The following is a 13973-nucleotide window of genomic DNA, read 5'->3' as shown; positions in this document are numbered from 1 at the left end:
TTTTTTACAATCGCTTATACTATTATCAGAATATTACCGTTTATAATTATAATTAGAATATTAGGAGGGAATACAATGAACGAATTTGAACATAATGTACAATGTAACCGTAATGATGCAATCGATGCTGGGGTAGGTTTCGTTGTTTCATTTGGATTTTTTGCAACGTTATTTGTTATCGCAACAGTTATCCAATTTATAGGGTCCTAAATGACATAGGTTGAACTTTGGAGACTACACTTGTAAGTCTCTTTTTTTAGTTTAAAAACGGTCTAACTTCCCGTACAAGTTCCAAGTTGATGATTAACGGCTGCAGTGACATTCGTCTGTGTTCCTTCTTAATGATCAAGGTTCTTGCACTTTTCTCTTTTTAATTTAAGATATTCTATGGCTTATGAACAGAAAAGGTGCCTGCCTCTTTTCTGAATGTATAGGTAATCGCCCCTGAAAAATCTGTTCTCATCACTTTTATTTTTCTTTTTTCTAATCTTTCTAATACTTCTTGATTCGGGTGTCCAAAACGGTTATTCGCTCCTACAGAAATAACAGCTATTTTCGGTGATAGTTGTTCCAATAATGGTTCTGTCGTAGATGTTTTACTTCCATGATGCCCCACCTTTAGAACATCGACCGCTAGCGTAGGATACTTCTCAAGTAAATTTGCTTCTCCATCCGCCTCAAGATCACCTGTAAATAGCCACCTCAAGCCACCTAACTTCGTATAAAGAACAATAGATCCGTCGTTCCTCTCCCTTCGACTATTTTCTTCAGGAGATATCACATAAAAACCATTATCCCCAACCTTCCAGCTATCCCCCACATGGACAAACTGAATAGCTACTTTTTTATTTACAGCCGTCTGAACAAGCTTCTTCTCTAACTCATTCCTATCTTTTCGATCAGGGAGAACAAGTTCTAGTACCTTCAGTTCTTCTAAAATCGCCTCTGCACCTCCTGCGTGATCCATATCACCATGGGTTAAAATAAGCTTATCAATCGTTGTCACACCCTTACTCTTTAAAAAAGAAACAACAGTATCCATTCCTACTTCATACTGATGATCCCTAACCTGCCATGATTCTTTCGCAAATGGTATATTTCCCCCCGTATCAATTACATAACGAGCCTTTCCAAACGGAAGTCTAATATAAATACAATCTCCTTGACCTACATCTAAAAATGTAATCTCTCCTTCTACAGAAAAGTTCATCCATAAGAATTGCCCTATAAAAAGAAAACAAGGAAATAAAAATAGAAGACACTTCTTCCCTATTCCTTTTATTTCCTTTTCCCACATAAAGAAAAACAAGAATAGTCCCCAACCATAAAACAAAATAAGAAGTTCATTTGGTCGACCTAAAATAATTGTATTCCAAGGTAGTGATGCTATTTTTTTCGTTAACATGTTAGTAAAAATGATGATTTCATTTATCGGATAAAGAAAAAAATCCATGAAATTTCCAAAAAGCAAATGAAACACGTAAACGAATAATAAATAGGGTAGTAAAACAAGATTAAAAATAGGAATGTAAAAAAGATTAACAAGGAGAGTAATAATTGAAAACTCAAAAAAGAAATAGAGAAGCAGTGGAGCAGAAGATAACATGGAGAGCAATGAAGTTGACAGTACTAATGAAACAGGATTCTCATACCGTTCGAGTATATAGGGCGAGGAAACAAGCAATGTAGTAGTAACAATAAAAGATAACTGAAAACCGATGTTAAAGATGGCATAAGGTGCACTAAATACATACAAAAGAAAGGTAAGACTTATCACATCGAGAGCGTTGAAATGGTTGCGTTTCCCCCATCTCCTCCCGATAAGCAAGAGCATTGTCATCAACACAGCACGATTTACAGACGGTGAAGCCCCCGTTAAAACGCAATAAATAGGTAAACAAATTAATAACAAAATGATTGACTTTTCCTTCGTCAATCCGATACGTAGAAAAAGATAATAAACAATTGCCACAATAATAGCAATATGAAGACCTGAAATGGCAAGTAAATGCACGATTCCTAGCTCCCGATAATAATCCATTGTTTCTGATGAAATGAAATCACTTGTCCCAAACAGCAAAGCTGCCGCTAACGGCACTGTTTCTGGTGGAAAATGGACCTGTAAATAGCGAATACCATCGGCACGGATTTTTTTTAAATAGGTAAAAATATTAGGGTCCTTTTGGCAATCCGTTAAATTAAATTGATCAGGTGTTAACAGCCAATATATGTGATTTTGTCGCAAATATGTTTTATAATCGAAGGCATTTTCATTTGAGGATATGGACGGCTCATCAAGTTGTCCATCTATTTTGCAGAGGAGTCCAGGGGATAAATATTGTTGAAGATATTCTTTTTCTTCTTCTGATTCTATACGATATTTTATTAGCAGGGACTCAGAACTTTTTCGATCTATTGCCTTAATGGTTAGATGATCACCATCTATTTTACCTATTTCATTAAAAAACAGGTAAAAAGTTTTTTCTTGACCTGACAAGCTTGATCGATTATGAGCAACTTCGATCTCTCCTCTACTAAAAAGGGCTATGAACAAAAGTAAAATAGCCACCATATGTCTCTTATCAAACTTCTTTCTTTTCATTAGAAAGATCAAATACAAACAAAAAATAACGAAAAATAGGATAAAGTTGTGAAATGCAGCTAGTAGCCCAACTAAGCCTGAAACGGCATAAAATATTCCTTTATTTTTCATACTTCACCTCTAACAGTTCCAACAGATTTGGAGTAAAGTCATCCATAAACACCAAATCTGTTTGATAACCAATGAATTCATTTAATCGTGTGATATACGATCTATATTATTCAACTTATTCTTTAGGAAGATGAACAACTTCAACATCTTTCAAAAAATGCTCATTCCATTTATTCGGATAAGCATCTCGATAAACAATCTTTGCGACACCCGACTGTGCCAATGTTTTGGCACATTTTTCACACGGTTCATGCGTGACAAATGCTGTAGCACCTTTTAATAATCCTCTGTCTGCGTGAAGAACAGCATTTTCTTCTGCATGAAGTGTACGAATACACCTTCCTTGTTCATTAATTAAACATCCAACCTCTTCACAATGATCATGACCATGTATAGAACCATTATAACCTGTCGATACAATATGTTTGTCCTTCACAATCACACAGCCTACATGTAACCTTGGACAAGTAGAACGCGTACCCACTTCACTTGCAATATCTAAGAAATAATCATCCCAACTTTTCCTTTTCATAAAAAATAATTCCTTTCATTTTCCTATTTTCTAGTTAACAGCTTCTATCCCCTAGTGTATAACCTTTATCAAAAAGTCGTCAATTCTTCACACTATATCAAACACCCTCACCTATTCGATACCTTTTTACGCTATTTGACCGTTATATCCTCTTTTAACTTTTCAAATGTTTTTTGACCAAAACCACTAATTTCCATTAAATCTTCTATTGTTTTAAAAGGCCCCTTTGTTTCCCGGTAGTCAATAATAGCGTCAGCTTTTGATGGTCCAATGCCTGACAATGTTTCTAAACCTGCTTTTGTTGCTTTATTTAGGTTTACCTTTCCCTCATCTACAGACATGGTCTGGGATAGTCCAACAGTTCCACCTGTCACCTCTTCGTTTTGTTCACCCACTTCCGGAATATACAGCACCATTTCATCAACAACTTTCAAAGCAAAATTAATATTATTTTTATCGGCCGTTTCGAGCAATCCTCCTGCTTTGTTAATAATATCAATGACTCGCTCTTCTGAATTGGCTTCATAGACCCCTGGAGATTTCACAGCTCCTTTTAGATCAATCAAGACTTTTTCTTGCTGCTCACCTGATACAACGATGGATTCCTCTTCGGTTTCCTTTGGTGAGCTTATTGTTTCTGTTTCAATCCATTCATTTTCTTTTCCTGACAGATCGTTTTCAAAAGGTAAGAAATAATAAACTCCAAGAGCTACTATGATCACTACTCCAATAAAAAAATATATTTTATTTACTTTAAGCCAATCAACCATACAAAACATTCCTTTCCTTTAATGATTTTGTCACGATTTCAATTTTGACATAATTCCTTTATAAAAGTCATAGCATGATATGAGAGTAAGTCTGTAAAGGAGGGATGGAACAATGGAAGTCGGGATTATTGGAACAGGAAATATGGGGAGAATCTTAACAGAAGCAATTGTGGATGGAAAGGCTGTTTCCCCTTCCTCCATCATCATAACGAATAGATCTATTTCAAAGGCCATGATGATACAAAAGAACTATCCAGAAATACGTCTAACACAAGATATAGGGGAGATTGGAAACACCGCAGATTTAATTTTTATTTGTGTAAAACCACATGATGTGTATGAAGTGGCCATGAAACTACAACCCGAATTAACAAAAGATAAATGTGTCATTTCCATTACAAGCCCAATTAATGTGAAACAATTAGAATCTGTCCTCCCTTGTTCTGTTGCAAGAGTGATTCCAAGCATTACAAATCGAGCTCTCTCGGGTGTAACTTTACTCTCATTTGGACAGCAATGCAAAGGAACGTGGAAAAAGTCTATCACAGACCTTTTTAATCATATTTCTACACCAGTAGAAATTGACGAGGAAATAACGAGAGTGTCCTCTGACATTGTCAGCTGTGGACCGGCATTTTTCAGTTATTTAACCCAACGGTTTATCCTTGCAGCTGTACATGAAACAAAAATTGATCAAGAGACAGCGACTATTTTTGCAAGTGAAATGTTAATCGGTCTTGGAGAATTATTACGAAAAGGGTACTATACATTGCCAACACTACAAGAAAAGGTTTGTGTAAAAGGAGGTATTACAGGAGAAGGGATTAATGTGCTAGAAAACGAACTCGGTGATATTTTTGAACATCTTTTCCAAGCCACTCATTTGAAATTTGAAGACGATTTAGCAGGCTTAAGGGATCAATACACTAGTAAATAATTCGCCATAAAACGACTATTTCCTCCTATTTGCTAAAACTTTTTTACTTATTATTTTTACTTATTAAAGGAATGCAGCTATCCCTTTGAAAGATCAAATAAACACCTGCGAGATAGGTGTCCTGTATAATGATTTATTTCATAAAACATGACAGCCACCGATCTACGCAGGTGTTTTTTAAAATCGCTTTATTTTTTTCGGGTTGTAAAGAATATTCGTTCAGACTGCTCACCAGGCTTTTCATCACTAAAATCAGCTGTCACACTAAGCAGTTCAAAGCCACTCTCCAATAACCATTTCTCATATTGTTCAATTGGAAACGTGCGTTGCATGTGAAGTTCATCATACCGCTGATATTGATTTGTTGCCTGATCGAGTTTAAAGAACGTTAATTCATGTTCAACACTATGAGGGTATTTACTTTCATAGCACTGCCATATATAACTAATCTCATCACCATTATAGGCATATGTCTGATCGATGAATAAAGTATTCATTTTATAAAGCGAATGAATGTCAAACAGGAATAGTCCGCCTGGCTTTAAATGTAACTGTACCCTTTCAAAGGTTCGAATTATATCTTTTTCAGCAGACACATAATTAAGAGAGTCACAAAAAATACCAATTATGTCATATTCGTCTAATCCTTCAAGCTCTGACATGTCCTGTTCTACTAAAAACAGCGAGTAGCCATTTCTTTCAACTTTGTCTCTCGCCACTGTTAGCATTTCTGTAGAAAGATCCACCCCTGTGACTTCATATCCCTCTTCAACCAATTGAATTGATAATTCTCCTGTACCACATGCTAGATCAAGTAATTTCTTTCCGGAGATCCCATACTCCCTAGCTTGCTTACTAATAAACTGTACCCATTGTTCATATGGGACATCTTTCATCAATTCATCGTAGAGATATGCAAACTTCTCATAGGTCATTTGTTAAGCTCACTAGATACATTCTCATGTGGAGCATCTCCCCATAATCTCTCTAAGTTATAGTAGCTTCTTTCATCCTTATGAAAAATATGAGCAACTACATCACCAAGATCAACTAGAACCCATTTGGCTTCATCAAAGCCTTCCATTCGTTTGATTTGAATGTCATTCTCCGACATTTTTTCTTTCAGCTCTCTAGCAATTGCCTGCACTTGTTTATCCGAATTCCCATGGCAAATGATAAAGTAGTCTGCAACTAACGAAATTCCTTTCATATTTAAAATAACAATGTCCTCAGCTCTTTTATCATCCGCTGCTTTAACTGCTGTTAGTAATAATTGACGATCATCCATCTATACAGTCCTCCTTATTTGACTAAATCATTATACGTATGAAATGTAAGAGGAAATATCCGTTGATTTTTTTTCATTAAAAAAAAGATCGTGTTTTGGATGGATTGGATTAAAGCTCTATCCAAATCCTTCTCCGCTATTTCTCTTACTTCCCCTACACCAGGAAAATGCCTGCCTGGTTCAATATAATCAGCCAAATAAATAATTTTTTCTAAAAGTGTCATTTTGGGACGCCCTGATGTATGATACCGAATCGCATCAAGAACTTCAGGATCTGTAATCCCTGCTTCTTTTTGTACTAAATAAGCCCCTACAGGAGCGTGCCAAAGCTCAGTATTATATTCAAGCAACTCTTTATTCATTTGTTGCTCAATTATGATTGAATGCATTTCTTCCTTATCACGGAATTTTGCATAATCATGAAAAATAGCCGCAAGCTCTGCTTTTCTCTCATCAGCCCCGTATTTATGAGCTAAAGTAACAGCCGTTTCCATAACACCCACTGTATGTTGATAACGATGAGCAGTGAGCTGTTTTTTGACGATTTCAAGTGCATCTTCACGTTTCATATAACCGGTTCTCCTCAATATATTCGATCACCGTATTTGGAACAAAGTAACGAATATTTTTCCCCTCTTTTACTCTTTCCCTAATCATACGAGAGGAAATTCCTATATTTGGTACATCCACATGAATGATCGGATAGTCTGAATGTTGGTCGTATTGGGGTCGATTGACTCCAACAAATGTTACTAATTGAATTAACTCTTCAATTTTATACCACTTTGGTAAGTACTCAACCATATCCGCACCGATAATAAAATAAAACTCATGATCATACTTTTCAGTTAAAAGCTTCATTGTTTCCAGCGTATAAGACCTACCAGATCGTTCAAGCTCAATGGATTGAATTTTAAAGAGCGAGTTGTCAGCAATTGCTCTTTCCACCATTTTAAGTCTATGCAGGCTATTCACTGCAGTTGTATTGTCTTTATGCGGTGGTTCTTGATTGGGCATAAACCATATTTCATCAAAATTGAAATGGGTTTGTACTTCATTCGCAATAATCAAATGTCCTAAATGCGGAGGATTAAAAGTACCTCCCAAGATGCCGACCTTTTTCAGAGTCACTCACTCCCGTCCCATCTTTATTGATAAATAAAGTGTAGATTACAAGTTTTAAGGAAGGACAATCTGCTTATTTTCCTTTGACTCCTTATAAAGGACAATGATATTCCCAATGATTTGAACAAGTTCAGCACCAGCACCCTTTGAAATATCCTTTGCTACTTGATCTTTATCTTCATCACAATTTTGCAATACACTGATTTTCAATAATTCTCGTACCTCTAATGCTTCACTAATTTGCTTGATCATATTCTCATTCACTCCACCCTTTCCTACTTGAAAGATTGGATTTAAATGGTGAGCCTTTGACCGCAATAATCGTTTCTGTTTTCCTGTTAACATGTCTTTCCTCCTAATTGTTGCAATACAACAGACTGCATTCTTTCGGTATCCGGAAAAATACCTGTCCATTTTTCAAACGCAAGGGCACCTTGATAAACAAACATTGGTATACCATTTTGCGTACGCGCTCCGTTACCTTTAGCATCTCGTAATAATTTCGTTTCAAGCGGAGTATAAATAATATCTCCTACAAAAATATCTTTCTTGATTCCATCAAGACAAAGCGGTGATTCATCAACATTCGGTTCCATCCCAATAGAAGTCGTTTGGACAATTAAATCATATTTTGACAATTGTTTTTCTGCTTCCGCCAATGCTAATACTTCAGAATGAGTAGGATATGGACAGTGTTCTATTAATATTTCTGCTGCCTCTAATGTTCGATTCGTAATATCAAGATGCTCCACTCCCATACTGGCCAGTGTATAGTAAATAGCTCGTGCTGCACCTCCAGCACCAATTAATAGCATCTTCTTGCCCTCTAGAGAATTGATTTCCTTTAATATCCCTTTTATATATCCCGTTCCATCTGTATTATACCCAATAAAACGGCCATCTTCATTTACAACCGTATTTACCGCACCGATGGCTTCTGCAAGGGGATCAATGTCATCTAGAAAAGGCATAATCGCTGTTTTATGTGGAACTGTTATATTAAAGCCTGCTAAATTAATCGCCTTAAACCCTTTTACAGCATCCTGTAAACTTTCCCTTTTTATGTGAAAAGGAAACATAGCAGCATCTATTTCATAACGTTGAAATAAATCATTATGCATTACTGGTGACATAGAATGAGCAATAGGATCTCCGATTACACCATATAATTTTTTCACAAACTTCACTCTCCCCATCCTATATTACAGAGCTTAACGAAATGAATCTCTCTGTTGTATATGTACTACAATAGGGTTTATTATACTTCCTATTTTCTGATGGTCATCCGATTAAGAACATGTAAAACTTCTTTATATTAATGATTTCCTAATAAGTGCATGAACTCCTTTTGGAACATACGCTGCCACAATGGCACCTGGCTCATGAACGGTAATCCAACCAAGCCCAGAAAAAACAATATCTGTTTTCCCTTCCTTAATCGTAAATTGATGCTTCACTAGTTCAGGAAAAGTATCCACCTCTTCTTTCCTAGGCGGTGTTAACATTTCCCCTACGTGTTTTTCATATAGCTCATCTGCATTTTCCATTTTTGTTCGATGGATCATTAATTCATTTGAAAAATGACAGGAAAAAGATCTACGACCACCCTTTATATAATCAAACCGTCCTAGTCCGCCAAAGTACAAGGTTTGTCCTTCATTAAGCTGAAAAACTTTTGGTTTGATTTCCTTTTTCGGTGTGATAAATTTCAGATCACGCTTATCAACAAAATGAGCCATTTGATGATGATTGATAATTCCTGGTGTATCGACTAACACCTGTCCATCTGAAAGTGGAATTTCAATAATATCTAAAGTTGTTCCCGGAAAATGCGAGGTGGTAATAACGTCACCCTCCCCAGTCACTTCTTTTAATATACGGTTGATAAAAGTGGATTTTCCGACATTTGTACAGCCTACAATATAGACATCCTTGCCTTCCCTGTATTCTTCAATTGCTGCTGCAACCTCTTTTATAAAATTCCCTTTTGCAGCACTAACTAAGAATACATCCGCTGGTTTTAAACCAAGCTGCTTTGCCTCATATTTCATCCAGTTAATTAATTTGTTTGACTTCACTGCTTTCGGAATGAGATCCACTTTATTCCCAACTAAAATCACTTTATTTTTGCCTATAAAGCGATGCAGTCCTGGTAACCAACTTCCATTAAAATCAAAAATATCAACGATTTTAACGATTAAAGCATCACTTTTACCAATTTCATTTAAAATCCGTAAGAAATCATCGTCTGTTAAATTGACATCTTGTATGTCATTATAATGCTTCAAGCGAAAACATCGTTGACAAATAATAGATTCCTTTTGTAAGGCGGATGTAGGAGCATAGCCTATTTCCTCTGGATTTTCTGTTTGTATTTGGACTCCACAGCCAATACATGAATACTGTTCACTCAAATGATTAATCCTCCCATTGTAACATGCCTTTTTTTCTAAACCAATTCAATAATCTTCTTTCGACCATTCGATTAAATTTCGTAGCTACTCCATCCGTTTGAGCTACTGGTACAACTAAAATGGTTTGAAAGCCACCACGGTTTCCACCAAGAACATCTGTTAGGAGTTGGTCACCAATCACAACCGTTTCCTCTTTTTTGACATTCATTTGTTTTGCCGCTTTATGAAAAGCGTGTGACAGCGGCTTTCTTGCCCGGTAGATGAACGCAATGTTAAGAGGATCCGAAAATGCCTTGACTCTTGTTTCATTATTGTTTGAGACAATGGTTATTTTTATATGATGTTTTTTCATTTCTTCAAACCATTTAATGACTCTCGGCGTCGCTTGTGGACGATCCCATTCAACAAGCGTATTATCAAGGTCGGTAATAATTCCTTTTATTCCTTTTTCCTGTAAGTCCTTTGGATCAATGTCCAGAATACTTTTTACGTGCTGATTAGGCAGAAATTGCTTTAACACTTTAATTACACCCCATTATCCATTACACATTTAACCATTAATCATTTATTTAGAAATATTTCATTCTAAAGTATTTCGCTTTTTCACCGTAACCATCATAACCAATTTTAAACTTTTGTTCAAAATAAAATCATTTTATCTTTTCATAAAAGATGTTTTAAGCAACAACCTGATGGTTTAAAAACTCCCAATAAATAGGAAAAGTTTTCGACAGCATTCAACAGTTAGTTTTTTGTGGATAACTTTATGCACAAAATTAACAGCGGGTTCATTGTTTAATTTACACTTACAAACAGGTTACCCACAAGTTATCCACTATATTTTGTGGATAACAGAACGATTGTTCCAAACATAAATTTCTGATAAAGTATGTATACAAGCAACACAAACCTATACTATATGATCTTATAGAAAAAATAGAACTTGCTATGAGAATATTTATCCTCACTATTTCAATGAGTAGACGTAATTAGTAACCAACTATTATCTATTTCATTTGTATGAAAATGGAGGTGAATTTTGACATGCTGAAATTGTCAGATGAGCTATTGATTGAATCCTATCATAAAGCGATAGAATTAAAGCTAAGCCCAGACTTTATTCGCTTAATCAAAGCAGAAATTCACCGACGATCCCTATCATCACATAAAATGAAAGTTTCTTCATGACTTATTCTTCCCCCTGATAAAAGGGGTTTTTTCTTTTTATCCATTTTCATGCTAGATAACCCTTTTCACTCAACTAAAGTTTTACTTTCTGCATTGATATACCCTATGCATTCACCTACTTTAATTGGACATGGAAGACTTTTTGAAACTGTTGGTGTAAAAGAGCCTCCCTCAAAAAAAAGGACAACAGATGAGCCAAATGAAAAATAGGCAATTTCATCCCCTTTTTCTAATTCATCCTCTCTACCTAGTAACTCTATTGAGTTAATAAACATCGCTCCGACTTTTACAATAGCTATTGAAGCATTATTATAATACATTTCAGTTACCATGCGATAATTTTTTGAAAATGGTTTTTTTCCGTATTTCAAACCATACTTATTCACAGGATATGATTTTGTCCCCATTACCCATTGCTCCGTCACTTTTCCTGAAATAGGACTATGGATTCGATGATAATTACTAGGGCTTAAGTAAAAGAGCATATAAGTTCCATTCAGGTATTTCTCTACTTTCCTATCATCTCCAAGGATTTCTGAAATCGTATATTCTTTACCTTTCACTGTCATTGTGTAATTTGACGAAACCGTTCCAATCTCTTCAATCGTTGCATCAACTGGACTGACAACTGACATTGAATCCTGATAAACGATACGGGACCCTTTTTTCAATTTTCTTGTAAAAAACTCATGTAATGTGGCATATTCATCTATTGGCTTTTCCATTTCTGCTTGATTAATTTTATAGACTTTAGAAAATGAAGGGATCAGCATGCGGCTTATTTTCGATTTTGTAAATTTTGCAAGCATAAGTGATGTACTTTTTCTATTTGTTAACTCAATAAATAACCGATAAATAGTCTGAATCATTCATTAACCTCCAAAACGATTCCATTTGCCCTTTACTAACAGGCATAAAAACTTTAAAATTATATATTATTATATAATACACTAGAGGAGTTATTCCCTTTTCCCACTTAAGGAGTGAAGAGATTGTTTTTATCCCATGTTTTTGATCAAACAATTAAAAAGTTAAAAGCCCAGACAGCCAATTTATTAACTTTAGGAAATTTATCATTGGGCGGCTTTGCCATCATTAACTCAATAAAAGGTGAACTGACTTTAAGTCTCTTGCTTATTTTTATCGCTGCTCTTCTGGACCGTTTCGATGGAATGACAGCAAGAAAATTAAATATCGAGTCAGAGCTTGGAAAACAGTTAGATTCTATGAGTGATATTATATCATTTGGTGTCGCTCCTGCACTATTATTATATCAAGGCATTTTATTTGAGTTTGGTGCCCCTGGTGCATTCTTTACTGTTTTTTATATTTCCTGCGGAGCGTTTAGGCTTGCTCGTTTTAATATCTCTGACCATATCGGCTACTTTTCAGGATTGCCGATTACTGCTGCAGGTTGCTTAGCAACGTTTAGCTTTTTAAGTATTCCTTATTTACCGCCACAATTCTTTCTCTTTCTCATCATAGTCCTTTCCTTTCTCATGATCAGTACTTTCCGTTTAAAAAAGGTTTAAATCATCAAAAACAATTTCTTGCTTAGGGAACCGAGCCCATACCATGATAATGTATGGGCTTATTTCTTTTGAATAGGCTGTGTTAAACAATCGTGTTGATGCTCCAATGGCCTTTCAATAAATAATAAATTCATGTAAAGATTATACTATTTATTAAATTAAGAAGAAGCAAATGTTATTATCTCCTATAGTAATCTCCTTCCCTCTAGTGGTAGAATAGTTTTTGCGAATACGATGATAAAAAGATAAGAAAGAGGTACTTATACGAATGAAAATAGCCATTATCGGAGCAATGGAAGAAGAAGTAACGATATTAAGAGATCGAATTGAAGACAAAACAGTTGAAATGATTGCGGGATGTGAATTTACATTCGGTAAGATGGACGGAGTTGAAATTGTACTCCTTCGTTCAGGGATCGGAAAAGTAAATGCAGCCATGTCCACAACCATTTTACTTGAAAAATATACACCAGACTATGTTATAAATACGGGATCCGCTGGTGGCTATGACCCTAGTCTAAACATCGGTGATCTTGTCATTTCATCAGAAGTTCGTCATCATGATGTAGATGTAACCGTGTTTGGATATGAATATGGTCAAGTCCCACAACTTCCACCCGCTTTTCTTGCCGACAAAGAACTAATCAAAGCGGCAGAAGAAGGGGCAAAGGAAATCAGTGAGATTCAGACTACTCAAGGATTAATTGCGACTGGCGATTCATTTATGAATGACCCTGTTCGAGTGGATTATATCCGCGATAAGTTTTCCGATTTAAAAGCGGTTGAAATGGAAGCAGCAGCAGTTGCTCAAGTGGCCCATCAATTTCAGGTGCCATTTGTAATCATTCGCTCTCTGTCGGATATTGCTGGCAAGGAATCCGAGCTTTCCTTTGATCAGTTTCTTGAGAAGGCTGCCCTTCATTCAGCGAGTCTTGTCATAAAAATGGTAGCTTTATTAAAGAACCGTTAAGAAGCATTGGAAAAGAGATAGAAGCCATTCCAGTTAGTATAAAAAAGCCTAACCTATAAGGGGGATTACACCCCTTATAGGTTAGGCTTTTTTATTGTTACTAATATTTACATCATTTCTACCTTATCTTTTTGTGCTATAATAGTTTCATAGTTAACAAGATTGATTATATTTATTTTGACTAAACATATTAAGTAGGTGATGTCATGAAAAAAGCAAAACAATACTATGAAAAAATGACCGATTTCAAACAATATGCGCGAGTCATGCTTGCGATTAGTGCCTTTTTCTATTTAGGTGTGGTGATACCTACAATTGAAAAGAGTGAAGCTGATTTAATGTTGATGATGGGTGTTACAGCTATTTTTCTCGCTGGCTCTATTCTTTTCTTACTCCAGTCCAAAATCTATTATAAAAAACTTCTTGAGATGGACGAAGGTCAGGATTACTTAATAAAAAAGTAAAAGATCGATTGAATAAATCAAAAAGGCGTTAACCACTGAT

The 13973-nt window shown here is 35.6% G+C and carries 18 protein-coding genes; 6 read left to right on the top strand and 12 right to left on the bottom strand.

Going from position 1 to position 13973, the window contains the following annotated elements; translation table 11 throughout:
- The first annotated feature begins 75 nt into the window (after window positions 1–75).
- Window positions 76–210 carry a YqzM family protein gene (locus tag JMM81_RS01315; protein WP_256239704.1) on the top strand — a complete coding sequence of 45 codons (135 nt, stop codon included), beginning with the start codon at window positions 76–78 and terminating at the stop codon, window positions 208–210.
- Window positions 211–385: 175 nt separating this feature from the next.
- Here the strand turns inward: JMM81_RS01315 and JMM81_RS01310 are convergent, their stop codons facing one another.
- The 3 genes from JMM81_RS01310 to JMM81_RS01300 all read right to left on the bottom strand — a co-directional run bounded on the left by JMM81_RS01310 (window position 386) and on the right by JMM81_RS01300 (window position 4015).
- The gene (locus JMM81_RS01310) at window positions 386–2713 is read right to left on the bottom strand and encodes a DNA internalization-related competence protein ComEC/Rec2 (protein ID WP_256239703.1); all 2328 of its coding nucleotides are present in this window, start codon (window positions 2711–2713) and stop codon (window positions 386–388) included.
- Between the two features lie 115 nt (window positions 2714–2828).
- Window positions 2829–3245, bottom strand: coding sequence for a deoxycytidylate deaminase (locus JMM81_RS01305; RefSeq protein ID WP_256239702.1), 417 nt, complete (start codon window positions 3243–3245; stop codon window positions 2829–2831).
- Window positions 3246–3376: 131 nt separating this feature from the next.
- Window positions 3377–4015, bottom strand: coding sequence for a helix-hairpin-helix domain-containing protein (locus JMM81_RS01300; protein WP_256239701.1), 639 nt, complete (start codon window positions 4013–4015; stop codon window positions 3377–3379).
- Window positions 4016–4127: 112 nt separating this feature from the next.
- Here JMM81_RS01300 and comER point away from each other — a divergent pair, with 112 nt between their 5' ends.
- Window positions 4128–4952: a late competence protein ComER gene (gene comER, locus JMM81_RS01295; protein WP_256239700.1), complete on the top strand. Its 825-nt coding sequence runs from the start codon at window positions 4128–4130 to the stop codon at window positions 4950–4952.
- Window positions 4953–5140: 188 nt separating this feature from the next.
- Here comER and JMM81_RS01290 read toward each other — a convergent pair whose 3' ends face one another.
- From JMM81_RS01290 to JMM81_RS01255, 8 genes are all read right to left on the bottom strand, one after another.
- Window positions 5141–5887 (bottom strand): class I SAM-dependent DNA methyltransferase, encoded by a 747-nt coding sequence (locus tag JMM81_RS01290; protein WP_256239699.1) that lies wholly within the window; start codon window positions 5885–5887, stop codon window positions 5141–5143.
- Window positions 5884–6240 carry a ribosome silencing factor gene (gene rsfS, locus JMM81_RS01285; protein WP_256239698.1) on the bottom strand — a complete coding sequence of 119 codons (357 nt, stop codon included), beginning with the start codon at window positions 6238–6240 and terminating at the stop codon, window positions 5884–5886. Before rsfS ends, JMM81_RS01290 begins: the two co-directional genes overlap by 4 nt.
- Window positions 6241–6254: 14 nt before the next feature.
- The gene (yqeK, locus tag JMM81_RS01280) at window positions 6255–6809 is read right to left on the bottom strand and encodes a bis(5'-nucleosyl)-tetraphosphatase (symmetrical) YqeK (RefSeq protein WP_256239697.1); all 555 of its coding nucleotides are present in this window, start codon (window positions 6807–6809) and stop codon (window positions 6255–6257) included.
- Window positions 6799–7365 (bottom strand): nicotinate-nucleotide adenylyltransferase, encoded by a 567-nt coding sequence (locus JMM81_RS01275; protein WP_256240286.1) that lies wholly within the window; start codon window positions 7363–7365, stop codon window positions 6799–6801. Before JMM81_RS01275 ends, yqeK begins: the two co-directional genes overlap by 11 nt.
- Before the next feature lie 54 nt (window positions 7366–7419).
- Complete coding sequence (gene yhbY / locus JMM81_RS01270) at window positions 7420–7710, bottom strand: ribosome assembly RNA-binding protein YhbY (RefSeq protein WP_256239696.1); 291 nt, start codon at window positions 7708–7710, stop codon at window positions 7420–7422.
- On the bottom strand, window positions 7704–8543 hold the full coding sequence (gene aroE, locus JMM81_RS01265; protein ID WP_256239695.1) for a shikimate dehydrogenase: 840 nt from the start codon (window positions 8541–8543) through the stop codon (window positions 7704–7706). The genes yhbY and aroE overlap by 7 nt, the downstream gene beginning before the upstream one ends.
- A gap of 132 nt (window positions 8544–8675) precedes the next feature.
- Window positions 8676–9779, bottom strand: coding sequence for a ribosome biogenesis GTPase YqeH (gene yqeH, locus JMM81_RS01260; protein ID WP_256239694.1), 1104 nt, complete (start codon window positions 9777–9779; stop codon window positions 8676–8678).
- 4 nt (window positions 9780–9783) lie between these two features.
- Window positions 9784–10299 carry a YqeG family HAD IIIA-type phosphatase gene (locus JMM81_RS01255; RefSeq protein WP_256239693.1) on the bottom strand — a complete coding sequence of 172 codons (516 nt, stop codon included), beginning with the start codon at window positions 10297–10299 and terminating at the stop codon, window positions 9784–9786.
- A gap of 524 nt (window positions 10300–10823) precedes the next feature.
- Here JMM81_RS01255 and JMM81_RS01250 point away from each other — a divergent pair.
- Window positions 10824–10967, top strand: coding sequence for a sporulation histidine kinase inhibitor Sda (locus JMM81_RS01250; protein WP_305367667.1), 144 nt, complete (start codon window positions 10824–10826; stop codon window positions 10965–10967).
- 65 nt (window positions 10968–11032) lie between these two features.
- Here the strand turns inward: JMM81_RS01250 and JMM81_RS01245 are convergent, their stop codons facing one another.
- Window positions 11033–11836, bottom strand: a complete 804-nt coding sequence (locus JMM81_RS01245) for a phosphatidylserine decarboxylase (RefSeq protein WP_256239691.1) — start codon at window positions 11834–11836, stop codon at window positions 11033–11035.
- A 123-nt stretch (window positions 11837–11959) separates the two neighbouring features.
- On the opposite strand from JMM81_RS01245, the gene pssA reads away from it, so the two are divergent.
- The 3 genes from pssA (at window position 11960) to JMM81_RS01230 (ending at window position 13933) form a co-directional block, all read left to right on the top strand.
- A complete protein-coding gene (gene pssA, locus JMM81_RS01240; protein ID WP_256239690.1) occupies window positions 11960–12499 on the top strand; it encodes a CDP-diacylglycerol--serine O-phosphatidyltransferase in 540 nt (179 codons plus the stop codon).
- A 268-nt stretch (window positions 12500–12767) separates the two neighbouring features.
- Window positions 12768–13469, top strand: a complete 702-nt coding sequence (gene mtnN, locus JMM81_RS01235) for a 5'-methylthioadenosine/S-adenosylhomocysteine nucleosidase (RefSeq protein ID WP_256239689.1) — start codon at window positions 12768–12770, stop codon at window positions 13467–13469.
- A 206-nt stretch (window positions 13470–13675) separates the two neighbouring features.
- Window positions 13676–13933, top strand: a complete 258-nt coding sequence (locus JMM81_RS01230) for a YrhC family protein (RefSeq protein ID WP_256239688.1) — start codon at window positions 13676–13678, stop codon at window positions 13931–13933.
- Window positions 13934–13973: the final 40 nt, after the last annotated feature.

Source organism: Bacillus sp. V3B, assembly GCF_024494465.1.
Taxonomy (GTDB): Bacteria; Bacillota; Bacilli; order Bacillales; family Cytobacillaceae; genus Bacillus_BD.
The sequence above is the reverse complement of the archived record's forward strand: the minus strand, read 5'-3'. Positions and strand labels throughout refer to the sequence as shown.

Excerpts from the sequence above, each read along its gene's own strand:
- yhbY (WP_256239696.1), bottom strand. The coding sequence starts at position 7,710 with ATGTTAACAGGAAAACAGAAACGATTATTGCGGTCAAAGGCTCACCAT.
- JMM81_RS01250 (WP_305367667.1), top strand. The coding sequence starts at position 10,824 with ATGCTGAAATTGTCAGATGAGCTATTGATTGAATCCTATCATAAAGCG.
- JMM81_RS01315 (WP_256239704.1), top strand. The coding sequence starts at position 76 with ATGAACGAATTTGAACATAATGTACAATGTAACCGTAATGATGCAATC.
- rsfS (WP_256239698.1), bottom strand. The coding sequence starts at position 6,240 with ATGGATGATCGTCAATTATTACTAACAGCAGTTAAAGCAGCGGATGAT.
- JMM81_RS01290 (WP_256239699.1), bottom strand. The coding sequence starts at position 5,887 with ATGACCTATGAGAAGTTTGCATATCTCTACGATGAATTGATGAAAGAT.
- JMM81_RS01245 (WP_256239691.1), bottom strand. The coding sequence starts at position 11,836 with ATGATTCAGACTATTTATCGGTTATTTATTGAGTTAACAAATAGAAAA.
- yqeK (WP_256239697.1), bottom strand. The coding sequence starts at position 6,809 with ATGAAACGTGAAGATGCACTTGAAATCGTCAAAAAACAGCTCACTGCT.
- JMM81_RS01230 (WP_256239688.1), top strand. The coding sequence starts at position 13,676 with ATGAAAAAAGCAAAACAATACTATGAAAAAATGACCGATTTCAAACAA.
- JMM81_RS01305 (WP_256239702.1), bottom strand. The coding sequence starts at position 3,245 with ATGAAAAGGAAAAGTTGGGATGATTATTTCTTAGATATTGCAAGTGAA.
- JMM81_RS01310 (WP_256239703.1), bottom strand. The coding sequence starts at position 2,713 with ATGAAAAATAAAGGAATATTTTATGCCGTTTCAGGCTTAGTTGGGCTA.
- mtnN (WP_256239689.1), top strand. The coding sequence starts at position 12,768 with ATGAAAATAGCCATTATCGGAGCAATGGAAGAAGAAGTAACGATATTA.
- JMM81_RS01300 (WP_256239701.1), bottom strand. The coding sequence starts at position 4,015 with ATGGTTGATTGGCTTAAAGTAAATAAAATATATTTTTTTATTGGAGTA.
- comER (WP_256239700.1), top strand. The coding sequence starts at position 4,128 with ATGGAAGTCGGGATTATTGGAACAGGAAATATGGGGAGAATCTTAACA.